Annotated in this window: 23 protein-coding genes, 1 pseudogene and 1 other annotated feature; of the genes and pseudogenes, 2 read left to right on the top strand and 22 right to left on the bottom strand. The window is 44.3% G+C overall.

The genetic code is table 11. The annotated features are described in order from the left end of the window. Positions 1-212: 212 nt before the first annotated feature. Complete coding sequence (locus GM612_RS08315; RefSeq protein ID WP_155431917.1) at positions 213-1175, bottom strand: zinc ribbon domain-containing protein; 963 nt, start codon at positions 1173-1175, stop codon at positions 213-215. A 300-nt stretch (positions 1176-1475) separates the two neighbouring features. Between GM612_RS08315 and GM612_RS08310 the strand changes: the two genes are divergently transcribed. Then, complete coding sequence (locus GM612_RS08310; RefSeq protein ID WP_155431916.1) at positions 1476-2753, top strand: ISL3 family transposase; 1278 nt, start codon at positions 1476-1478, stop codon at positions 2751-2753. A gap of 149 nt (positions 2754-2902) precedes the next feature. Here the strand turns inward: GM612_RS08310 and GM612_RS12670 are convergent. The 4 genes and pseudogenes from GM612_RS12670 to GM612_RS08295 all read right to left on the bottom strand — a co-directional run. Next, a pseudogene (locus GM612_RS12670) lies at positions 2903-3112 on the bottom strand (IS110 family transposase); the annotation flags it as partial. 93 nt (positions 3113-3205) lie between these two features. After that, complete coding sequence (locus GM612_RS08305; RefSeq protein ID WP_343031851.1) at positions 3206-4414, bottom strand: IS110 family RNA-guided transposase; 1209 nt, start codon at positions 4412-4414, stop codon at positions 3206-3208. Between the two features lie 281 nt (positions 4415-4695). Further along, a complete protein-coding gene (locus tag GM612_RS08300) occupies positions 4696-6381 on the bottom strand; it encodes a HAMP domain-containing sensor histidine kinase (RefSeq protein ID WP_155431915.1) in 1686 nt (561 codons plus the stop codon). Then, the gene (locus tag GM612_RS08295; RefSeq protein WP_155431914.1) at positions 6378-7064 is read right to left on the bottom strand and encodes a response regulator transcription factor; all 687 of its coding nucleotides are present in this window, start codon (positions 7062-7064) and stop codon (positions 6378-6380) included. Before GM612_RS08295 ends, GM612_RS08300 begins: the two co-directional genes overlap by 4 nt. A gap of 363 nt (positions 7065-7427) precedes the next feature. Here GM612_RS08295 and adhP point away from each other — a divergent pair, with 363 nt between their 5' ends. Next, positions 7428-8447, top strand: coding sequence for an alcohol dehydrogenase AdhP (gene adhP / locus GM612_RS08290; protein ID WP_155431913.1), 1020 nt, complete (start codon positions 7428-7430; stop codon positions 8445-8447). 161 nt (positions 8448-8608) lie between these two features. Here adhP and GM612_RS08285 read toward each other — a convergent pair whose 3' ends face one another. From GM612_RS08285 to GM612_RS08205, 17 genes are all read right to left on the bottom strand, one after another. Then, on the bottom strand, positions 8609-9142 hold the full coding sequence (locus GM612_RS08285) for a GNAT family N-acetyltransferase (RefSeq protein ID WP_155431912.1): 534 nt from the start codon (positions 9140-9142) through the stop codon (positions 8609-8611). 156 nt (positions 9143-9298) lie between these two features. After that, positions 9299-9478 (bottom strand): 50S ribosomal protein L32, encoded by a 180-nt coding sequence (rpmF, locus tag GM612_RS08280; protein WP_155431911.1) that lies wholly within the window; start codon positions 9476-9478, stop codon positions 9299-9301. Positions 9479-9532: 54 nt separating this feature from the next. Further along, entirely contained in the window at positions 9533-10093 is a 561-nt protein-coding gene (locus GM612_RS08275; RefSeq protein WP_155431910.1) for a YceD family protein, read from the bottom strand. 94 nt (positions 10094-10187) lie between these two features. Continuing rightward, positions 10188-11306: a nucleotidyltransferase gene (locus GM612_RS08270; protein WP_343031858.1), complete on the bottom strand. Its 1119-nt coding sequence runs from the start codon at positions 11304-11306 to the stop codon at positions 10188-10190. A gap of 47 nt (positions 11307-11353) precedes the next feature. Continuing rightward, positions 11354-12088, bottom strand: coding sequence for a class I SAM-dependent DNA methyltransferase (locus tag GM612_RS08265; RefSeq protein ID WP_155431909.1), 735 nt, complete (start codon positions 12086-12088; stop codon positions 11354-11356). Then, a complete protein-coding gene (gene rsfS, locus GM612_RS08260) occupies positions 12085-12444 on the bottom strand; it encodes a ribosome silencing factor (protein WP_343031857.1) in 360 nt (119 codons plus the stop codon). Before rsfS ends, GM612_RS08265 begins: the two co-directional genes overlap by 4 nt. 8 nt (positions 12445-12452) lie before the next feature. Beyond that, entirely contained in the window at positions 12453-13064 is a 612-nt protein-coding gene (gene yqeK / locus GM612_RS08255) for a bis(5'-nucleosyl)-tetraphosphatase (symmetrical) YqeK (RefSeq protein ID WP_155431907.1), read from the bottom strand. Continuing rightward, positions 13057-13689, bottom strand: a complete 633-nt coding sequence (locus GM612_RS08250) for a nicotinate-nucleotide adenylyltransferase (protein WP_155431906.1) — start codon at positions 13687-13689, stop codon at positions 13057-13059. The genes yqeK and GM612_RS08250 overlap by 8 nt, the downstream gene beginning before the upstream one ends. A gap of 26 nt (positions 13690-13715) precedes the next feature. Next, entirely contained in the window at positions 13716-14030 is a 315-nt protein-coding gene (yhbY, locus tag GM612_RS08245) for a ribosome assembly RNA-binding protein YhbY (protein ID WP_155431905.1), read from the bottom strand. 11 nt (positions 14031-14041) lie between these two features. After that, positions 14042-15181, bottom strand: a complete 1140-nt coding sequence (yqeH, locus tag GM612_RS08240) for a ribosome biogenesis GTPase YqeH (protein ID WP_155431904.1) — start codon at positions 15179-15181, stop codon at positions 14042-14044. Then, positions 15165-15707: a YqeG family HAD IIIA-type phosphatase gene (locus GM612_RS08235; RefSeq protein ID WP_155431903.1), complete on the bottom strand. Its 543-nt coding sequence runs from the start codon at positions 15705-15707 to the stop codon at positions 15165-15167. Before GM612_RS08235 ends, yqeH begins: the two co-directional genes overlap by 17 nt. A 143-nt stretch (positions 15708-15850) precedes the next feature. Further along, complete coding sequence (rplT, locus tag GM612_RS08230; protein WP_155431902.1) at positions 15851-16204, bottom strand: 50S ribosomal protein L20; 354 nt, start codon at positions 16202-16204, stop codon at positions 15851-15853. 69 nt (positions 16205-16273) lie between these two features. Next, complete coding sequence (gene rpmI, locus GM612_RS08225) at positions 16274-16471, bottom strand: 50S ribosomal protein L35 (RefSeq protein ID WP_054699968.1); 198 nt, start codon at positions 16469-16471, stop codon at positions 16274-16276. A gap of 31 nt (positions 16472-16502) precedes the next feature. Then, positions 16503-17024, bottom strand: a complete 522-nt coding sequence (gene infC, locus GM612_RS08220) for a translation initiation factor IF-3 (RefSeq protein WP_155431901.1) — start codon at positions 17022-17024, stop codon at positions 16503-16505. Positions 17025-17065: 41 nt separating this feature from the next. Further along, positions 17066-17195: a sequence feature (ribosomal protein L20 leader region), on the bottom strand. 114 nt (positions 17196-17309) lie between these two features. Then, positions 17310-19247, bottom strand: coding sequence for a threonine--tRNA ligase (gene thrS / locus GM612_RS08215; protein WP_155431900.1), 1938 nt, complete (start codon positions 19245-19247; stop codon positions 17310-17312). Between the two features lie 356 nt (positions 19248-19603). Then, entirely contained in the window at positions 19604-20530 is a 927-nt protein-coding gene (dnaI, locus tag GM612_RS08210) for a primosomal protein DnaI (protein WP_155431899.1), read from the bottom strand. Next, positions 20523-21902, bottom strand: a complete 1380-nt coding sequence (locus GM612_RS08205; RefSeq protein ID WP_155431898.1) for a DnaD domain protein — start codon at positions 21900-21902, stop codon at positions 20523-20525. The genes dnaI and GM612_RS08205 overlap by 8 nt, the downstream gene beginning before the upstream one ends. Positions 21903-21906 lie beyond the last annotated feature (4 nt).

The raw sequence follows: 21906 nt of genomic DNA, 5'->3' as shown, positions 1-21906 counted from the left end.
AATCAGGAATCCACGGCGCTCTTTGCTTGCGTGACCGGGGTCTGAGTCTTAACGCGCGTTTAGACCCTGTACAGTCTTGAGGCTGAGTCACATGTTTAACTACTTCCGCGTTAAGAGAGCAGATAGACACTTACCAATATTACCCTTGCCCCAGCCTCTTTTTTAGCTTTTAATTACCTAACGTAATTCCCATCACATTGGAAATGACCGTTTTACCAACGTTGTGGCGTGATTAAATTTTTAATGATTCCCACTCCGTACAAAATGACGGCTGCCCAAGGGAGAAAAGTAATTAAATAATTGCCAATGGCGGTGAGAACACTGCTACTCGAGGTGGCCGCCACACCTGCATTTTGATACAGTCCAATGGCTAATAGAATGGCTAAAATAGCTGCTGTTAGTGCCCACCGTTTAAACCGCTGACCGCCAATGTGATGATGTGTGATCCCCTTGACACACCCGCCAAGTACCAGCGCGGCTGCAATTCCTAATAACCCGAGACTGATGACGTATACATCAGCAGTCACACCTAGTCCCGGCCGGTTGAAAAGCTGGTTAGTCTGGCCACCGTTTCGAGTGATAACCTGACGGGCTACCAAATAAACGATCAGACTTGGGATGATCAAGATTGTTCCGAGTCTAAATTCTAGGTTAGGCATTAGATGAAAACGGAGCTTATTGGTTGGCCGACCAACCTTTACCGATTCTGCTGCTCTTGAAACAGACTGTTTTTCCCGTTCAAACTGGGTATCAACGGGCTGTGCGCCGGTTTTGGGCCCTCCTGGCAACGTTTCGTTTTTCCGTTCCAGTGGACCAGTGCCGAAAAAAACCGTCCGACCGCTCAGCAAAGGAAATAAATAGCAAGTCAGTAAAAATAAGCCTAAAATTTCCCAACGCCAATCGTTCAACACTAGCGTTACAACGTACACAACTAGCAAGAACCAGCTGTTGGTCAGCATAAACTGGCCAACTTGCCTGAGGTGTTGCCAGTTTGGAATTAACCGTCGCTGCCAGCTATCGGCTGAACGGCGTCGTTTTCTAGAAAGCGAAGACTCACGCAAAGCTTGATCTTGATTCTTAGCATTAACCGCGGTCAATGCGAATCCGCAGTCCGGACAAAACGTCGAATTAGCTGGAATCGCATGGCCGCAACTTGGACAAATAATCGTTGCCATTGCTTGTCACTCCGATCTACGAATAGGTCTTTGATACACTATTTACTATACGCAATTTTGAAACCAAAAAATCATTTTCTAAACAAAATTAAGAGAAATGCAAGGAGCTAGCTGGAATGAAAAAACACGATTCTACTCCCAATTAGGCAGCAAAATCGGTGCTACGATATTTAGGGTTGATAGGCTACTTGCCTGCCAACTCTTTTTTCTATACCATTTAGATATTAGAAGACATGAACAGGACATCACACTGTCCCATGTTCGCTGTCCTACCAAAGAAAGAGAAACGGAGTGAGTGTAATGTCCCTAACTAGTAAGTCTATCCGATTAGCCCTCGAAATAAAAGACCCCAATATCATTTTTACTGAAGATGCTGAAATTGAATTGATCCACGGAACTCAAGCACTGGTCTATCATGGCCGATTGGACGTCCAGGCAGACCGATGTCCACAATGTGGGTTCGCTGATGAGATTGTTCACTTTGGCACTAATCAAGTGTGCATCGTGGCTCCTAGTTTTAGCTACCGGCCAACATACTTAAAGCTCATCTGCCCACGCTTTCGCTGTAAACGGTGTGCCACCGTCTTCCAAGGACGAACCGACTACGTCCGTTCGTACTGTGTGATCAGTGAACCAGTCCGGCAAATGATCTTATACGAGGTCCCCACTAACCAGACTTTAACGGCTATTGGCCGCCGCTATCATGTTTCCGACAAGACAGTTCAACGGATCATTGATGAAGAGACTCGGCAACACAACTTCTATCAAACCACATGGTTGCCGGAACACTTAGCTTTTGACGAATTTAAAGCCACTGACAAGATGAGTTTTATTTGGGCTGATAGTGACCGACGCGAAATTGGTGCTATTCTGCCATCACGCACTTCTTATCAGATCACGACCTACTTTGAACGTTTCCCACTTAAAGTCCGTCAACAGGTCAAAACTGTGTCGTTAGACTTAAATGCAGGCTACATCAAACTGATCCCGCGGCTATTTCCCAACGCCAAAGTAGTCGTAGATCGTTTTCACATTGTCCAAATGGTCTCAACAGCGCTTAATATGGTTCGCGTGCAGGTCATGAAGACCATTCCTAAGCGCAGTAAAGACTACCGCTTTATGAAGCGGGAATGGAAAGTCTTTCTCAAGCGTTTCAACGAGCTTGATGCCGTTAGGCCAACTTATCATGTGAGCGTCGGGTACTACGATACTGCGGTCAACCTCATCTCTAAATGTCTCGATCTTGATCCCCGCTTTCGCGGGACGTATGAAACTTATCAAGCCATTCTGACTGCCGTTAGAGAACGTGATGTAAGCACACTTCAAGCGACACTGAATGCTTATCATCCCCAGGGAAATCGCATGGATCAAGCCATCAAATCTTTGAAGAAATATCAGTCTCAGGTTCTCAACGCCCTGCGAATGGAGTACTCTAACGGCTTCCTAGAAGGTATTAATAGTCAAATCAAAAAGATTAAGAATACGGCCTATGGCTATAAAAACTGGTTAAACTTTATCAATCGTATTTTCCTAGAAAGAGTCTGGTTCAAGCAAGTTAAAAAGACCACGGTAAACTAAAAAGAGTACCTAGACCAATTAAGGCCTAAATACCCTCATAAAGAACTATCAACTTTTCTTCCAATAGATTGTCAACGCTCCTTGTTTGGTAAAAGAGAGTACACTAAAAAGTGTAGTAATCGTAATTTAAAAATTACTACCAATATCTGTTATTTGTGTGATGTTTTATTAAAATCGTAAACCTGATTAGTGCGAACCAGATTTATAATTGTCCGATTTAGTCTATTGATACAAGCAATCACTGCAATCTTGTCCGGCTTAGGATGAGGTCCCTTTTTTAATAAATAATAATAATCCACAATGTGGTTATCTAAATGACTTTGGTTTCTCAACATGCTTCTAATCATCTCAAACAAGACCTTTCCAATAGATTGTCAACGCTCCTTGTTTGGTAAAAGAGAGTACACTAAAAAGTGTAGTAATCGTAATTTAAAAATTACTACCAATATCTGTTATTTGTGTGATGTTTTATTAAAATCGTAAACCTGATTAGTGCGAACCAGATTTATAATTGTCCGATTTAGTCTATTGATACAAGCAATCACTGCAATCTTGTCCGGCTTAGGATGAGGTCCCTTTTTTAATAAATAATAATAATCCACAATGTGGTTATCTAAATGACTTTGGTTTCTCAACATGCTTCTAATCATCTCAAACAAGACCTTTCTGGCGTCCTGACGGCCGCGACGATTAATTATATCTAATTTTTGAGACGCACCTGATTGATATCTTCTGATGTCAATGCCAACGAAGGCATTGAATTGTTTATAAGTTGTGAATCTACTTATATTGCCAACGCAACCCAGTAACAAGGCTGTAGACTTCTGACCTGTTCCTGGGATACTGGATATCAATCGAAATTCAGGTAATGTTTGAGCTAACTTGATGAGTGCCTTAGAAACGTCGTCAATTCTTTGATTATAATCAAATATTTGATCACAGTACTGTCTTATCACCTGAATTATCATTGAATCAGCTGAAATTGCGGGATACGAAATCTGGCCAGCAGTTATTACTTGTTGACAATGTAGTCTGATGGTATCAGTGTGTAATCTCAGGCTTACAGCTGAACGAATTTCAGTAACCATCTGATCCAATGACTTACCAAGTAAAAAATTAGGATGGGGATACTTTTTAATAGTCGTTAATCCTAAAACTGATTTAATCGGAATAAAAATATCGTTCAGCTCAGGAAACGATTGTTCAAGAGCAGCATGCAGATGATTCATGACTCTTCCGCGTTCAACAGATAATTGAAAGTATTGATGACTCAATACATGCAAGTCTGCATAATCGCCACCAATAAAATGTCTTCTAGATACCTTACCGGGCTGATTAATCTGCAAAAACGCTAGATTAACAGCATCTGAACGATCCGTTTTATTTCTCCGCATTGAATCCATGTTAATCGATGAATCCAGCGGATTCATTTCTACATAGTCCAATTTAAATTGCCGGCAAAAACATCCTAATTGTGATGAGTAAACGCCAGTTGTTTCAAACACGATAGTCACGGCAAATTTACAGTCATTTATGATTGATAACAACTGCGAAAAACCGTTTTTATCATGTTTAATTTTAAACTCTCGTAACACTTCATCCTTCCTTACCAGCGCACAATCACTATGACCACGACTAACATCAATTCCAATTACATACACATAATCACCTCCAAATAATCGAGGCATTGAACAACAGATTTGTTTACTTTCCAATACGATCTTGTAGACCATTATCCTAATCAAACTCAGCAGTCTGTTGCTTAATGGGCCAATTTGACGCTCGAGCTAAAAGCTCACGAAAGTTGACGACCTCAACCTCAATTTGAGTATACAAAAAGAAGTATCAAAATTACCGTCGTAATTTTGATACTTCTACTTTAGGATATTTGACGAAGAGCCGCAAAATCGTGCTTACAGGCTCCCGAAAAGAACCTGCTAACTCAGTGTTGATCATCATGGCGCTCATCAGCTGAAGAATCCTTAGGTTTCGGTTGATCACTGGCTCGATAAACGCCAGGAATGACTTCACTTGACTCGGTTGAATTTGGATTAGCACCGAGGTTGGTGGCTAACGGATCTGAAACAGAACGTTCTTCTTCGTCCTCTTCCTTGGCATGGTCCAGCTTGATTTTCTCATCTTCAGAGATCAACGGTAACTCGATCTGGAAAATCGACCCAGCGCCAACTGCACTTTCAATACTAATTTTGCCATGGTAGGCTTCAACCAGCCGCTTGGCAATTGACAGGCCCAACCCGTTGCCACCTTTGTTGCGGCTCCGGGCTTTATCGACCCGGTAGAACCGGTTGAAGACCCGTGAAACGTTTTCCTGTGAAATTCCTTCACCAAAATCTTGAACCGCAATTTGAGCGACGTGACCGCTTGATGAAAACGACAAGTGAATTTCTTTACGATTAACGGAGTACTTGACCGCGTTATCCAGTAAGATAATCAAAACTTGCTCCAAGTGATTACGATAAATCTGCGAATAAGCATGGCCTTTAACATCATCATCTAAAATAAACGTGAAATCAGGATGGATCATCTTAAAATCATTAAAAACTTGATTGACAACTTCTTTGATGTCTGAAGTCTCGTGGTTCATTGTAATCTGAATCTGTTCTGCACGCGTCAGATCCAGCATCTCGGTGACTAAACTTTGCATCCGTTTAGTCTCCTGCATGGCAGCCGATAATGACTCATTTAAAACTTCAGGATCATCTTTGCCCCACCGTTGCAACATTTCAATGTGACCTTGAATGACGGCCACCGGCGTTCTTAACTCGTGGGACACATCGCCGACAAATTGTTGCTGCTGATCAATATAACGTTGCATTTGATCCAGCATATCATTAAATAGTTCACTTAAATCTGACAGTTCATCATTGCGCTTCGTAATCGGGACACGTTCATCCGACTGGGGATCAGAGCGGACAGCTCGCATCGTCTGATTTAATCCAGTAATTGGCCGTAGCAAAAAATCCGCCAGTAAATAACTAAAAATCGAGGCGACAAACATTGCTGAAATGACCAGCACCAGTAAAATTAAAATAAAGTGGTGCAAAGCAGCTTTGTACTCGGTCATGGCGTTGGTAACCTGGACGTAACCCAGCAACCGATGGCCACTAGTTGAGTAAATTGGCGCACTGGCCATCAAGCCATCAAATTGATTGGTCGAGACTGTCTTCATGTGCCGTTTACCGGTCAGTAACGACTTTTTTAACCGCGTGCCTCGGGAGGAAAAGACCTCTTTTTTATTGGCGTTAAAGACAGTGACACCCGTACTGTCACGGGACAGGTCAGTGATCACAGCATTTTGATAGATGTTGGTACTCTCCGACACTGAACCACTGGGTTGATTAAGCGTCGGCTGGAGCGCATCGCTGACCGCGTCTGAAGTAAAGTGCCCCTGTAAGTTATCAACTCTGCTGATTACCGTGTCCACCGTACTGTTAACATGGGAACGTTCCTGTTGCAGTAACACGCCGGACATTCCCTTAAATAGTAGTAATGAAAACACCAAGAAGATAAGAAAGACGCCGGCTGCACTGCCAAGCGCCCACTTCCATTTCATCGATAAGCGATGATGCTTCTTAATTGGTGTTTCTTGATCAAAGGGTTGACTCATGAACGCATCACGTACCCAGTACCACGAACCGTTTGAATATAACTCTTTTCTCCTGGTCGGTCGATCTTATTTCTCAGATAACGAACGTAAACGTCCACGACATTAGTCTCGACTTCTGATTCGTAGCCCCAGACCTTATTTAACAAAACGTCACGGGCCAATACAACGTTCACGTTTTCCATCAGGGTCAAAAGCAATTCATATTCGCGCTTCGTTAAATTGATCACTTCATCACCGCGACGAACAACTCGGTTTTCCTTTTCAATCGTCAGGTCCTTATAAGTCACAGTCGTTTGCTTAAAGTCCTTTTGTTCACTTTCAATGTGAATCCGACGTAACAGCGCCCGGACACGTGCCAGCAGCTCCTCAATTGCAAACGGCTTCACAATGTAATCATCCGCGCCGTGATCAAACCCAGAAACCCGGTCGATTACGGAATCCCGGGCCGTCATCATAATGATTGGTGTGGACTTAACTTCACGAATTCGACGGGCCACATCGATCCCGTTTAATTCTGGTAACATCAGATCCAGTAAAATCACGTCAAAATCTTCATTCAGTGCAGCATCGAGTCCCGTACGCCCGTTAAATTGTACCTCGGTATCATAGCCTTCATGTTTTAATTCTAGCTCAACAAAACGAGCTAAGTTTTTCTCATCTTCAATAATTAAAATTCGACTCATCTTAAACGAACTCCTCTTATTTTTTATTTTTGTCTATCGTTTAAAAAGATTCCTGACACACCGCTTATTAGTTTACCATACTGTCAGGCATATTACGTTTATATCTTACTATAATTATTAGAATTTGGCGAATCTAATGTGTATTTATAAGGAAAGAAATGAACATTAAGATATCGTGAATTATTGCATTAATTATCCCGATTTAGTAATATGCTCATGTGCGCCGATATAAAAGTAATGAAAACGTTTTCAAAAATGCCTTTTAAATGTAAAAACGAATGATTGCTCAAGAAATCACTTGCTTTTTTGGAAGGGACATGGTTAAATAACATTGTTCAATATTACACGAAAGAGGTTTTGATTATGAAAGCAGCAGTTGTACGCGACCCAGTCGATGGGTATGTAGATATTAAAGATGTTAAACTCCGTTCCCTAAACTATGGTGAGGCGTTAGTTGACGTAGAATATTGCGGCCTTTGTCACACCGACCTTCACGTTGCCGCTGGTGATTTTGGTAAAGTTCCTGGCCGGATCATTGGTCACGAAGGCGTCGGTATTGTATCAAAACTTGGTGACGGCGTTGAAAATCTAAAAGTCGGTGACCGCGTTTCGATTGCCTGGTTCTATAAGGGCTGCGGTCATTGTGAATACTGCTTAACTGGTCGTGAAACACTTTGCCGAAACGTGCAGAATTCTGGTTTCACCGTTGACGGTGCAATGGCACAGCAAGTAATCGTTGATGCTGACTACGCTGTTAAGGTACCAGAAGGCTTGGATCCGGTTGAAGCTACCAGTTTAACCTGCGCCGGAGTAACCATGTATAAAGCCCTTAAAGTCGGCGAAACCAAGCCGGAACAATGGGTTGAAGTTGTTGGTGCTGGTGGTTTGGGTAACCTGGCCGTTCAATATGCTAAGCACGTCTTTGGCGCGCACGTGGTTGCCGTTGATGGTAACCCAGATAAATTGCAAGCTGCCAAGGACAACGGTGCTGATATCCTGATCAACCGGAAGACGCAAAACGTTGCTGAAGAGATTCAAAAACAAGTCGGCGGTGTTCACAACTCACAGGTTACCGCTGTAAATGACGCTGCATTTAATCAATCAGTGAATGCTCTTCGTCCAGATGGCCGCCTTGTTGCTGTTGCCCTGCCTCAAGGTAATATGGAGCTCAACATTGCTAAGACGGTTCTTGATGGTATTCAAGTCGCCGGTTCCTTAGTTGGGACTCGTCAAGACCTCGCTGAAACGTTCCAATTTGGTGCGGAAGGCAAAGTTCACCCCATCGTTCAAACCCGTCGTCTCAGTGAAATTAACGATATCATTGACGAAATGAAGGCTGGTAAAATCACCGGTCGAATGGTTGTTGACTTTACACAAGAATAACTTATAAATTTTGGATTAGCGTTTCATTTAAAAAAAACAAATCGGCAGTCATGTATTTCGTCAATTAACGAAATGGGTGACTGCCGGTTTTATTTCGTCGAACTCTGCGACTATTAGATATACCCAAGAACCAAACACAACTCCCGAAGTCTTATTTCTGCCTAGTCAGAGACTGTTGGTGAAAGCACTTTGCTGTAAAATACGCAGTCATGCCACTCTTTACCATCATATAGATACTCGGAAATGAGCCCGCTGCGGAGATACCCACTTCTGATGGCCACGCGTTGACTCTGATTATTGCCCACATCAGCCAAAATGAGTAACACATGAATCTGTAAACCCTTAGCAATCAATTCAATCTGCTTCAAACTCTCAGCCATCACGCCCTGACCACGAAATTGGTCTCCTAACCAGTACCCAATTTCAGCATGTCGATCGTCACTATCGATATTATGTAGATCAATTGCTCCCGCCACTTCCCCATTCACCCGGATCGTGAACATGAAAAGCTGCCCTTGAGCTTGCTTTTGAATCGCGTACTTTAGAAAATGCCGTTCAGTGGCTATGTCACTCATGCGTTTAGCCCACGGTAACCAAGGCGACAATGAGGTCATATTGGTACTAACTAGTCGGTAAATCTCAGGTGCATCGGTTAAAGTCACCGGAGTTATCTTTACGGGTTGTTTTGGTCGCATCTCATCACCTCATGATCAAATCGCCTAGTAATTAAGGCTTCAAAACGATTTTTAAAGCTTGAAAACAAAATCACATTATCCGACTCCAGAATCATAAAACAGGTAACAAAAAAGCAACCAGAGACCGCGGTTCTCTAGGTTGCTTTTAAGACGTGTTTAGTTGTTAGTTGAAACAACTTGACGGCCATCATAGAAGCCGCAGTTTGGGCAAACAACGTGTGATAAACGTAACTCACCACAGTTTGGGCAGGGGCTCAAATTAGGTGTCTGTAACTTAATGTTTCCTCGACGCATCCGTTTCTTCGTCTTAGAAGTTTTACGTGCTGGTACAGCCAATGGAAACACCTCCTTCAAATTTAAAATTATCCACTAGTGAAATGTTTTAAAGTCCTACTGTTTACCTTTCTTTGATGAATCATCATCAAAGAAATCTTTCAACTTAGCAAGACGTGGATCAACAGATTTAGAATCTGATTCTTCAGCCTGACCTTCCAGTGTTACCGTCCAGCCTTTACCTTCTGGTAACTGGTCAGCCTCACGTTCAGCCTTCGTCAGTACGCGCATCGGAATCTGTACTAACAGATTGTCAGCAATTGCCTTATCCACATCAATAACATCATCTTCAACGACTAAAACGACATCTGATTCCTCATAGCGTTCCAAGGCTGCCTGCGAAGCAACATAAAACTCCGTAATATCGAAATCAGTTGGTAGTTCAACGGGTGTTAATGACCTGGTAGACGGCACTGTAAGCGTCGCTTTGATGTGCGCGTAAAGCATTACATCGCCACCAGTTTCAACACTCACCATGCCCTTGATGTGAACTGGCGTTACGTCAAGTACCTCTTCTGGGTAGCGTTCCATCAGAGTTGACTTTAGTTCCAGGACTTCATCGAATTTCATTGGTTCGTGTCGGTAATCTTTTTGTAACTCAGATAACGACAGTTTCAATTCAAATATCCTCCTAACGCAACTTTATTATTATAACGATGGGATATAGTGATGTCAAGGGAATTTACATGACACGTACGACAATTGATTGGTTTTAAAAAATGACCGGATGTCTGAGACGATCCTGATCGACGCCGCTAAGCATCTGCCGTAAAACTCCAGCTTGATAATCTAAACGATATGGACCTGATACCCAATCATCCGTTACCCGGGAAATTAAAGGCAGAGCAACGCGCTTTTTGAGAACATTCAGGAGCTGCTGCCCCTCCGAATTAAAGCCCAGCACACGCCCATAACGAAGCCGTGTAGGCAGTTCAACGTTGCTCACCTGCAGCAGAATATAAACGCATAAGCGCTGTAAGCGCGCGTAAGTGTATCTTTTCGTCTTGGCGGCTCGAATGAAGTCCTTGAAACTCTTACTAGTCAGCGCCGCCTGTTTCAATCGATACTCAATTCCCTCGCTCATTTGATAGATATGCTGCAATTGTGAAATCGACTGTGTCAGGACCTGATACCGTAAAAAAGGCCAGTAATTTTCCCAGTTAATGTGCTGATACTCCTGTAGCGCTGTCGCCGTGATTGGGGGGACTATCCGCTTGATCAATTGAGAATCTCCCGCTTGGACTGCTTGACGAATGGCCGCGCCACTAACAATCGTATCATCAACATCAAAGTCTGTCGAGCGGTGCGCGTTGCCACGCCGTTGAATGGGCAAGATGGTCATGGGTCGCTTCAATTCACGGTTAGCTGCAACGTAACTAAAACCCAAAATATCGTTTGAGCTACGCAGGTCGATTCCCGTTTGAGCTTGCAGATAATCATTGAATAGTGTGGGATATGTTTCGTCAAACTGCTTAAAATGTTCGGCAGCATGCGTCGGTTGATTAGCCACCAGCCTGTCAAAATCAAGTCCAGGATGTTCCGCGCCAAATGCCAGTTCAGTGCAACCTAATTGCGCTAACAGTTGAACGGCGCCACGGGCAAACAGATGCGCCGGTTGAACGGCAAACTGAAATGGCAGTTCAACAACTAAATCAATTCCAGCGGAGAGTGCTAATCGGGTTCGCTGCCATTTATCAAGCAGACTAGGTTCGCCTCGCTGTACCCAGTTACCGCTCATCACAGCGATAGTCAACTCTGCATCTGAGCGTGCTTGAGCCTGCTGTAACTGATAAATATGACCATTATGGAACGGATTATACTCTGCGACTATTCCAAGAATTCTAGCGATAGCACTCTCCTCCCTTCTAGAATGTTGCTTTACTTAGAACACGTCCAAAACCAGCGGGTGGTATCATCTTTGACACTGGATCGACCAAAATCAGCCGTTACCTGCACGTTTTTAAAACCGGCCTGGCGCAACAATGTTTGATAGGTTGCCATCTCGTAAGTGCGTTCGTGATGTAGTTCAGCGACCTCATCATAGGCGTCCTTAACTTCATTATAAGTGAAAAAAGTCAGATCATGATCAACAGAGTGCGGTTCATCACCCGCGTCAGAAGACCACATAAACGCCCGTTTTTCATCATGGTAATTATACATATAACCGGGATAAACCACATCTGTTTGATATGGTGAAATCACATCAAACAAAAATTGCCCATCATCGTCAAGGTGATGTGCAACCTGTTCAAAAGTCGTTGAAAGTGACTGTTCATCCGGTAAGTAACACAGTGAATCAGCAAAACACGTTACCGTATGGTAAGTACCGATATCCGACAGATCCAGCATGTTGCCTTGAATCAGTGGTAAAGATACTCGGGCTTCGCGGGCGTGTTGATCAGCTAGGCTAAGCATCTCATCGGAAAGATCGAAGCCAGTCACATCATAGCCAGCCTGGCGAAGCAGGACGGCTAATCTGCCAGCACCACAAGCTAATTCCAGCAGGGGCGCCGTGCTTTGCATGACTTGCCCCGTCACAAAATTTCGCCAATCCAGATAAAGATCACTATCGAACAGTTCGTCATAGAGTTGGGCAAAGGTCTGATAGATCATGCTTCAACCCATTCATCAACGTTAACCAGCGGTGCTTCAGACCACAATTTTTCCAAATTATAATGGGCACGCTCATCCTTTTGAAAGATGTGAACCATGACGTCACCAAGGTCGATCATGACCCAGCGGGCAGCATCGCGGCCTTCGATCCGCTTCACTTCAATGCCAGCCGCCTCAACGGCATCTTGGACACTATCACTGATGGCTTGAACCTGACGCCCAGAAGTGGCATCCGTGATAAGAAAGTAGTCAGTTAATAGACTGACATTTTGCATATCCAACGCGACAATATCTTCGGCTCGTTTGTCTGAAGCAGCTTTAACCACAATTTCTAACATTTCTTTACTTGTCATTATTTCCTCCGTTAGTTTTCGAGTCCACTTTGAGGGACCCAAGCATTATAAGTGTCAATTGTTTTCGGGTAGATGCGTTGATTGTTGGTTAGTAAATACATTAGCGTGTGCTTAGTCTGGTAGGCCACCGCTAGTGCCAAATTTTGAGATGTCAGCAAGCGCGCCTTTTCGACCCCGTCGAAATCGCGGGCGGGTTCAATATAGTCCGCCATGTAAATAATCTGCGCTAACTTAGTCATGTAACGATTCCCAGTTGTGTGAAAACGAACTGCATCAATGATCTCCTCATCGAAAATACCGAGTTCCGTCTTGATCAACTCGGCACCCACTACACCATGCCAGATAGCATTGTTCCAATTCACCAAATCAGGATCCAACTTGTAGCGGTGAATCGCATCAATGAAATCTTTATCGGGACGCTGTTTAGCGTAGTCGTGAATAAGACCTGCAATGGAAGCCTTCTCAACGTTTACACCATACTGTTTAGCAAGCTTTATGGCGGTTGCTTCGACCCGTTGAACATGCTCGAAGCGCGCAGGCTTGAGCTGCCTAGAAATCTTGGTCAACAACTGGTCACGACTGTCTGGCGTGTACCGATCCGAATACGTAATTGTTTCACTCATGATATAACTGTCGCTCCTTAATATACTCAGCAACGGCATCCGTCACGAAATACCTGATGGATTGTCCCTGCCTGATCCGTCGCCGAATCATCGTCGAACTAATATCGATCAAGGGAATGTCGACCCACAGAACTGGGTACTTTGATGTTACCGGGTAGTTTTCACGACGAACACCCACAAATTGAACTAGCTTCATTAGGTCGTCAATTCGATGCCACTTAGGTAAATAATCCACCATGTCACCGCCGATAATAAAATAATAGTCGTTTTCGGGGTGTTTGCGCTTCAATTCCAACATGGTGTCATAGGTATAGCTAATGCCGCCGCGCTGAATCTCTGCCAGTTCAATCCCAAAGTTAGGGTTACCGGCAATTGAAGCGGCAACCATTCTGACCCGGTCAGTGGCATCAATCGCAAATTTTCGATCAACATGAGGTGGATTTGCATCGGGCATAAACAATACCCGATCCAAACCAAGTTGGGTCATGACCTGATCAGCCATAATCAAATGACCAATGTGTGGCGGATTGAAAGTGCCACCAAGAATGCCAATTCGCTTCTTAGTGACGGAAGCAGCCAATTGTTCAATAACCTTGGTTTCTGTTCGTTCTTCTACCTTGACCATCGTGACGTCCCCTTACTTCATCAGTTTTATGCTAATGCTTTAACCCGTACAGAAAGATCCTGGTACTTCTCGTTAGAAGATGGCTGAAAGAGTACCAATACTCGACCAATCGTTTGGATCACTTGAATATTGGTATTGTCCTCAATATAAGCTTGGACGTCCGCCACCGTTTCGTCAGCACTCTGCTGTAAATTGATCTTGATCAATTCTCGTTTTTGCAACGCGCCGTTTAACTGTGCAAGCCAAGTCTGATTGAGCCCGTTTTTCCCGACCGAAAAAATTGGGCTCAAATGATGCGCTTGTGCACGTAAAAATCGTTTTTGTTTGCCTTTTAAATTCAAATCTATTCTCCTTATATCATTGCTCTGCGAATCACAACGCCCACGCCTTCAGGAGCGTAGCCGGCAACTACAACACCGGCTGGCACCGTGATCCAGCCCAATCCTTCGAACACTAAATCGCTCTTTTGTGTCACTTTAAACTCGTGGCGGGTCAGTGGCGGCAGATCATTGTCGGTACTATCAGGCGGCGTCAATAGATCACCCACGTGTTTGGCGTAAAAGGCATCGGCGTTTTCTAATTTTGTTCGGTGAAGCGGCAACGTATTTTCAACGTAAACAGTAAACCCATGCTTTGGGCCTTTAACGTAATCAAAACGGGCCATTCCCGCTAGAAAAATAGTCTGCTGGTCATTGAGTTGATAAACTTTAGGCTTAATTTGCTTTTGCGGCGTTACGATTTTTAGATCCTTGCCAGACAGGAAGTGAGCCATTTGTGACGGGTGAATGATGCCAGGTGTATCCACTAAGACGTGATCATCACCAAGTGGAATTTCAATTTTATCAAGCGTTGTGCCAGGGAAACGGGACGTTGTGATGACGTTCTTCGCCCCGGTTGAACGCCGAATGATTTGGTTGATCAGTGTTGATTTGCCGACATTTGTCACGCCAACAATGTAAACGTCCCGATCTCCACGGTATTTATCAACCTTGACTAAGAAATCATCGACTGACTGGTTCGTTTTTGCCGACAGCAGTGAAACGTCAATCGGACGAATTCCTTGTTCGTTAGCCCGCTGTCTTAGCCAGTCCTTTAATTTAGATCGCCGCAGCGAGCTTGGCAGCAGGTCTTCCTTATTGCCGACCAGCATAATCGGATTATCACCCACAAAGCGGTGAAGACCCGGAATGATTGAGCCGTTAAAGTCGAAAATATCAACAACGTAAACGATCAACGCATTTGCATCCCGGATTTGAGTGAGCAAACGAAGAAAGTCATCGTCAGTCAATCCAACCGGTACGATCTCGTTGTAGTGCCTTAATCGGAAGCAGCGCTGGCAGTATAGTTCACCGGTCTTCAACCCCTTATTTAATGCTGACTGAGGAGTATAGCCTGGCTGATCCTTAGCTGTCGTTTGAATCTGCGCACCACAGCCAATGCAAAAGACTTCTTCGCCATCGACTAATACTTCATCTTTATTTGTTTCGTTCATTCATGAATTCCTTTCGAAATTTGAGTTCGGGATGCTTTTTACGCATCGCGTGCATCACAAAGTGTTCAAAGAAGCGGTTAATTCGTGTGTTCCAGGCATCACTTTCGACGATTGGTTGAACCAGGATACTGCGAACCCCGGAACCATTGGCAGCAGCAATATCTGTCAGCAGTTGATCACCCACCATCACAACCTCATTTGCCGCCACTTGGTACTGTCGCATGGCGCGCCGAATGCCAATTGAAAGAGGTTTTAAAGCCCGTGAAATGAATGGCAACTGCAACGCAGCTACCGCTTTTTTAACACGTTTACGGGAGTTATTGGAGACCACCACTAACTGGATGTTTTCACGTTGCAGAGCTCGCATCCAGTCACGAAGTTCTTCTGTACCGTAAGGATTATTCCAAGCTATCAAAGTATTATCCAGATCAGTCAAGACCACTTTGATACCCAATGCATTTAAATCCCCTGGGTTAATATCATACGTGGCATGGATCATCCAAGTTGGTGTAAATCGTGCTAACATTTCTGGGCTCCTTTTTTCTTATACTAATAGTTCATTATACGAGATTTTTGCCGTTTTGCCTACGATTATGGCGCAAAGTAGAACCAGTATAATTAAAAAACGAGGTTGGAAGATTGCCATCCAGCCTCGTTTTTAGGTTTAATTTAAAGTGCCTTCTTAGCTTCGTCAGCTAATGCCTTGAATGCATCAGCATCGTTAACAGCCAAGTCAGCCAGCATCTTACGGTTAACTTCAACGTTAGCCTGCTTTAAGCCAAACATCATTTTGCTGTAGCTTAAACCGTTTAAACGGGCTGCAGCGTTGATCCGTGCGATCCAAAGACGACGGAAGTTACGCTTGTTGACCTTACGATCACGATAGGCATACTGGTAACCCTTCATTACCTGGTCCTTAGCAACCTTAAACAAACGGTGCTTTGAACCACGGTAACCCTTGGCTAACTTAAGAATCTTTTTGTGACGTGCGCGTGTAACTGTTCCACCTTTTACTCGTGGCATATTGAATTCCTCCTAATACTTACGGTTATCATCGTTTTTCAACGATGGATCTGACGCTAACTTTCGGAATTACTTTTGCAGTAATTGACGATAAGTTTTCTTGATCGTGTTTGATTCCATCATGGAAGTCCCACGTAATTGACGACGTTGCTTCTTGGTCTTACCGTGGAAACGGTGACTTGTGTAAGCATTCGCGCTCTTAATGCCGCCCTTGGCAGAAACTTTGAAACGCTTGGCAGCAGCACGGTTAGTCTTCATCTTTGGCATAATCGAAAATCCTCCTCAAATACTTTTAAATCTAGTTATCTTGCTTTGGTGTCAGCATCAAAAACATGCTCCGTCCGTCCATTTTCGGACGTTGCTCAACGGTTGCAACATCGCTTGTTTCTGCTGCCATCCGGTTCAAAACATCTCGACCAATATCCTTATGGGTAATGGCACGACCCTTGAATCGAATTGAAACCCGAACTTTTTCGCCCTTAGCCAAGAACTTCTTAGCGTTCTTCAACTTGGTGTTGAAATCATTCGTATCAATTGATGGACTTAAGCGAACTTCTTTAACGCTAACGACCTTTTGCTTCTTTCGAGCTTCCCGTTGCTTCTTTTGCATCTCAAACCGGTACTTGCCGTAATCCATGATCCGGGCTACCGGTGGTTTTGCCTTAGCAGCAACTAAAACTAGATCCAAATTAGCATCTTCAGCCAGTTGAAGCGCATCCTTTTTACTCTTAATGCCAAGTTGTTCGCCATCGTTGCCGATCAACCGAACTTCCCGAGCACGGATTCCTTCGTTAACCATCATATCGTTTGCTATGGTCATTCACCTCCGAGTGAGTTAGAGAAAACATCAAACGTAAGTCTTGCCCAAATAAATAACGGGCACGCAATGCGCACCCGTTAAATACCCAAACCAGCTAAGGTTCGGTTTATTTACGTATCAGCCAGGCAGCGTGAACCACGAGGCGAGAAGCGGGTGCTTCTACTTACATTTTTTCAACCTGATAAATATACCATGATAGGTCATATCTGTCAAATAACTTTGCTTTAAGCTCACGAGTTATAATTATAACGTCTTATCATGAGCTGTCAAGCGGTATTTTATAAATTAGTTATTACTATAATTAGCAATGTCCTTTAAAATGGCTGTCTGGAAATCGTCAGCACCCATGGACTCACTGTTTTCTTCTCCATATTTACGAACACTGACGGCGTTGTCAGCCATTTCCTTATCACCAACAACTAGCGTGTATGGAATCTTATGCGTCTGAGCATCCCGAATCAAGTAGTTCATTTTTTCACCACGGTGATCGACCTCGGCACGGACGCCAGCAGTCGCGTATTGCTTACGCAGCTTTTCAGCGTAGTCGCCATGCTTATCATCGCTGACGGGAATAATCGTGACCTGTTTAGGCGCTAACCAAGTTGGGAAGGCACCCTTGTAGATCTCAGTCAAGTAAGCAATGAACCGTTCCATCGTTCCAACGATCCCACGGTGGATCATCACTGGACGATGGTTTTCACCATCAGCACCGACGTAGGTCAAGTCGAACCGGTCTGGCAGCATGAAGTCCAGTTGAATGGTCGACATCGTTTCGTCATTGCCGAGTGCGGTCTTGGTTTGAATATCGAGCTTAGGACCGTAGAATGCGGCTTCCCCTTCAGCTTCGTAGTAGTCCAGACCAAGGTCATCCATGGCACCCTTCAGCATCGTTTGACTGCGGTTCCACATCTCGTCATCATCGAAGTACTTTTCGGTGTTTTCAGGGTCACGGTATGAAAGACGGAAACTGTAATCGTCGATATTGAAGTCTTTATAAACGTCCATGATCAAACGGAGGATCTTCTTAAATTCGTCTTGCACTTGATCCAAAGCAACGAACGTGTGACCATCATTCAACGTCATTTCACGAACACGTTGTAACCCGCTTAAGGCACCAGACTTTTCGTAACGATGCATCATCCCAAGTTCAGCGATCCGCAGTGGTAATTCACGGTATGAACGGATGTGGTGGTTATAAATTTGAATGTGGCTTGGGCAGTTCATTGGCCGCAGTTCAAGCATTTCGCCATCACCCATGTCCATTGGTGGGAACATGTCTTCACGGTAGTGATCCCAGTGACCAGAAGTCTTGTAGAGGTCCAGGTTAGCTAGTACTGGGGTGTACACGTGTTTGTAGCCATCAGCAACTTCCTTATCAATAATGTAACGTTCAATTGTCCGACGAATCGTTGCACCATTTGGCATCCAGTATGGTAACCCAGCACCAACTTTAGGATCAACAAAGAACAAGTCTAAATCATTACCGATGACCCGGTGATCATGTTCGCGGGCTTCTTGGCGTGCCTGTAAGTCAGCGTCAAGGTCGGCTTGCTTATAAAATGCAGTTCCGTAGATTCGTTGCAGCATTGGATTGGATGACTTGCCTTCAAAGTAGGCCCCAGCCACTGATAACAGGCGGAAGAACTTGATTGCACCGGTGTTATCAAAACTAACGCCACTGGCTAATACGGAAACACCGTCAATTTCGTAGAATGGAAATTCTTCGTCATCACTATCTTTGACCAGCTTTTGTTCGTATGAAGTACCCTCGAGCTTTTTCAAAGCCTCGTCCTTACTCAACCGAACGTGCTTAATTGCCAATTTTTGATTGACCAAAGCCTGAACCTTATCAGAAATTGCTGGCAAGGAATCTACACTGACCTGACCGTCTTGCTTGTCGGTATCGACGTAGAAACCATCTTGGTCACCAACTTCGGCACCAAATTGAATCTCTGGAAAAGTCTCTTTCAAAGCTACTTTAGTCAGTAAGGCTACGGACTGACGTAAAACTGATAAGCCGTCCTCGCTGTCGGAAGTGACGATCTCAATTTTGCCGTCATGCTTCAACGGTGCGTTTAAATCGATTAACTTGCCGTCTAATTTACCGGCAACGGCCTTCTTTGCTAAACTGATCGCAATCGACTGTGCAACGTCTTTAGTTGTTGCATTGGCATCAAACTGTCGTTGCTTGCCATCTGGAAATTGTAACGTAATATCTGCCATTCTACTCTGCTCCTTCAATAATTTTAGTTTCAAATGCTGAAATCTTTTTTCCCGGAAAATAAAAAATCCCGGCATGCACATTACTGTACATACCGGGACGTCTCTACGCGGTTCCACCCGAAATTCGTCTGGCTCAAACTACGAACCAAACCTTCATTAAGTGATAACGGGACAACCGATGCGGTATTCTCCACCGCACATCCGAGAAAGTGGTAACTTAAGATTACTCACAAAGCACTTCCAGAATAGGTGCTTCTCTCTTGGAGAGTTCAAATAAGTCGTGTCTTTCAAACATTTAAATTCTTTGAAATTGATTACAATTCACATTAAACCACTTTCAAAAAACACTGTCAATATTATTTTTGACGCCGATTCTCGCCAATCATTTCAATTTCCTGAGCTAAAAAGCGAATACGCTCCATCAGCCGCTTGGCTTTCAAGGGCTCAACGTCGCCTCTTTGGGTCTGCGCTAAGTGTTCAGTCTCCAACTGTTGCATCGAAAAATTAGAACTGAAAAAAGTTGGCAATTCATTTTGCATTCGAAACTCTAAGATCACACCCAAAATATCATCACGAACCCATGCTGACATGGCATCAGCACCGATATCATCAATCATTAAGATGGGGGCGCGCTTTACGTCTTCCAAGCGTCCTGCAACCTGATTATTGCCAATTGCGTTTTTCATTTCCACTGCAAAGCTTGGAAAATGCACCAGTGTCGATTTGATACCCATATCGGCCAGTTGATTAGCAATGGCACCCAATAGGTAGGTCTTGCCCACCCCAAAACTGCCGTATAGATACAGCCCCTGATGGAAGTGCTTTGGATCAGCAGAATAGGCCTTGATAAAGGCGACAGCAGCGTTCAGTGCAGCTTGCCGGTCTGGATCAGTGATAAAATTATCAAAGGTTGCTTCCTTCACCAGTTTCGGCATCATAATCGCACTGACACGACGATGTAACGCCTGTTGCCTCAGCTTTTTTTTCTGAGCATTGGTCGGTTGATAGGTCACTTCTACGAGGTGATCATTCAGGACTAACTTGGGCTCGTATCCCGGAGCAAACGTGGTTTTCCCCGCGGCTACTTTATTGCGCTCATTGACGTATTCGTACAAATTAGCTGACGAACGGTTAATCTGTTCAGCATTTAGTTGATCAGCATGCGCGTCTAAAAATGCCCGCACATCTGGGTCTTGGTAAACTTGGTTCATTAGCTTTTGGTAATTAGCATTCAGCTGATGTTGATCCATGTACCGCTTCATAGACTCGCTAATGTTATCCATGCTGATCCCCTCCATTCCGAAGTTTCTTGAGTTCATTCAGTTGGGCGTTAAAAGTTTGTTTTTCTGATTCCGTCATGGCCTTTTTACGCTTGGACTGATAATCGGACTTTGCCCAATCAGGTAACGTCTCCTTAACGTTTTGGGTTGTCCCACGGCGCCGGGCAGTTCGGGGTTGATCCCGTGCTGTCTTAAATTTATGAATGCTAGCTAGTGCATCCTCTGGTGTTTTGACGCCATCTTGCGCCCAACGGTTGGCAATCGTATCGGTCAGTCGTTGAGTAACGGTCGAGTTACCAAGATCGATCAGAACCTCATAGATCAAAATATTGATCACAGCCGGTGAAAAAATCTGCTTGTTAGCAATCTGCTCCACAATTCGTTGTTCACCACTAGCCACGTACCCGCCTTGCTGCTGACGTACCTGAGCTAAAAACGACATCGGGTCATACTGTTTAGCAGTGCGAATTAGCGCAGCTTCCTGCTGTTTTTCACTGGGACTTTGTGAGCCCTTAGATTCGCTGACGGTTTTGTCTGCGACCACTGCACTGCTTTCCTGTCGGTAAGTGTTTGCAATGAGTCGCTTGAACGCCGATGAATCAAGCTTATTATCAGTTAGATTGGTCGTTTCACCAATCAGTCTAGCCATTTCAGGTTCATCAATGCCATACAGTAAGTGCTCATTGATAATCAGTTGCCGATACTGCCGCAGATCAGTCAAATCAACGTATGACCGCTTTAAAAGATCCGCCAGCAACTCAAAGTCAAAATCATCGGCCTCGGGCGTGATAGACTGGGCGTTTGACGCACCGGCCTTAAAAGCCGCCTTCGTGGTTTCAATCATTTTGGGTGGTTCAGCAATCATCCGTTCATCTACGGAAAAAACGTCTAGGAACGACTTAGAAATCTCATGCCACTGATCACGCTTTAGAGCGCGTGGCAAAAAAGCTCGCCGTAGCCGGTCGAATTGCCGTTCACCGACAACTTCAAGCAGTAAAACACTTAAGAGGTCATCCTTAAAAAACATTTCTCCGCTGACTGGCTGCTGTAATTCATAGATCAGGTCTGGCAAACGGTCAGGCTGATTCTCGTAAGTCCGTAACAACCCAGCGCCTTCAAGTCGTTCCCGAGCGCTGATTAGGGTCGGTAAGCCGACGTTTAAAAGCGTCAATAAATCAGTCTGAGTCAGTTCTGCTTTTAAATCCACAGCAAGCGTGACTTGACGCCACATAACAGTTGCCAGACTGTACGCTGTGACCCCCAGAATCGGCTCATACAGCTGATCTAGAACTCTGCGTCGTGCATCAGACAGCTTCGTAGTTGCCACAACGGCAACTGAAGTTTTCGGCATCATTGGCCGCTTAGTTTCCGCCATGTTC

The sequence above is a fragment of the Secundilactobacillus folii genome (assembly GCF_009720675.1).
In the GTDB taxonomy this organism is placed as follows: Bacteria; Bacillota; Bacilli; order Lactobacillales; family Lactobacillaceae; genus Secundilactobacillus; species Secundilactobacillus folii.
The sequence above is the reverse complement of the archived record's forward strand: the minus strand, read 5'-3'. Positions and strand labels throughout refer to the sequence as shown.

Coding starts and splice junctions, on each gene's coding strand:
- adhP (WP_155431913.1), top strand. CDS start 7,428: ATGAAAGCAGCAGTTGTACGCGACCCAGTCGATGGGTATGTAGATATT.
- GM612_RS08265 (WP_155431909.1), bottom strand. CDS start 12,088: ATGATCTATCAGACCTTTGCCCAACTCTATGACGAACTGTTCGATAGT.
- thrS (WP_155431900.1), bottom strand. CDS start 19,247: ATGGCAGATATTACGTTACAATTTCCAGATGGCAAGCAACGACAGTTT.
- GM612_RS08250 (WP_155431906.1), bottom strand. CDS start 13,689: ATGGTCAAGGTAGAAGAACGAACAGAAACCAAGGTTATTGAACAATTG.
- GM612_RS08285 (WP_155431912.1), bottom strand. CDS start 9,142: ATGCGACCAAAACAACCCGTAAAGATAACTCCGGTGACTTTAACCGAT.
- GM612_RS08205 (WP_155431898.1), bottom strand. CDS start 21,902: ATGGCGGAAACTAAGCGGCCAATGATGCCGAAAACTTCAGTTGCCGTT.
- GM612_RS08315 (WP_155431917.1), bottom strand. CDS start 1,175: ATGGCAACGATTATTTGTCCAAGTTGCGGCCATGCGATTCCAGCTAAT.
- yqeK (WP_155431907.1), bottom strand. CDS start 13,064: ATGAGTGAAACAATTACGTATTCGGATCGGTACACGCCAGACAGTCGT.
- GM612_RS08295 (WP_155431914.1), bottom strand. CDS start 7,064: ATGAGTCGAATTTTAATTATTGAAGATGAGAAAAACTTAGCTCGTTTT.
- GM612_RS08300 (WP_155431915.1), bottom strand. CDS start 6,381: ATGAGTCAACCCTTTGATCAAGAAACACCAATTAAGAAGCATCATCGC.
- yqeH (WP_155431904.1), bottom strand. CDS start 15,181: ATGAACGAAACAAATAAAGATGAAGTATTAGTCGATGGCGAAGAAGTC.
- rplT (WP_155431902.1), bottom strand. CDS start 16,204: ATGCCACGAGTAAAAGGTGGAACAGTTACACGCGCACGTCACAAAAAG.
- GM612_RS08310 (WP_155431916.1), top strand. CDS start 1,476: ATGTCCCTAACTAGTAAGTCTATCCGATTAGCCCTCGAAATAAAAGAC.
- rpmI (WP_054699968.1), bottom strand. CDS start 16,471: ATGCCAAAGATGAAGACTAACCGTGCTGCTGCCAAGCGTTTCAAAGTT.
- infC (WP_155431901.1), bottom strand. CDS start 17,024: ATGACCATAGCAAACGATATGATGGTTAACGAAGGAATCCGTGCTCGG.
- GM612_RS08235 (WP_155431903.1), bottom strand. CDS start 15,707: ATGTTAGCACGATTTACACCAACTTGGATGATCCATGCCACGTATGAT.
- dnaI (WP_155431899.1), bottom strand. CDS start 20,530: ATGGATAACATTAGCGAGTCTATGAAGCGGTACATGGATCAACATCAG.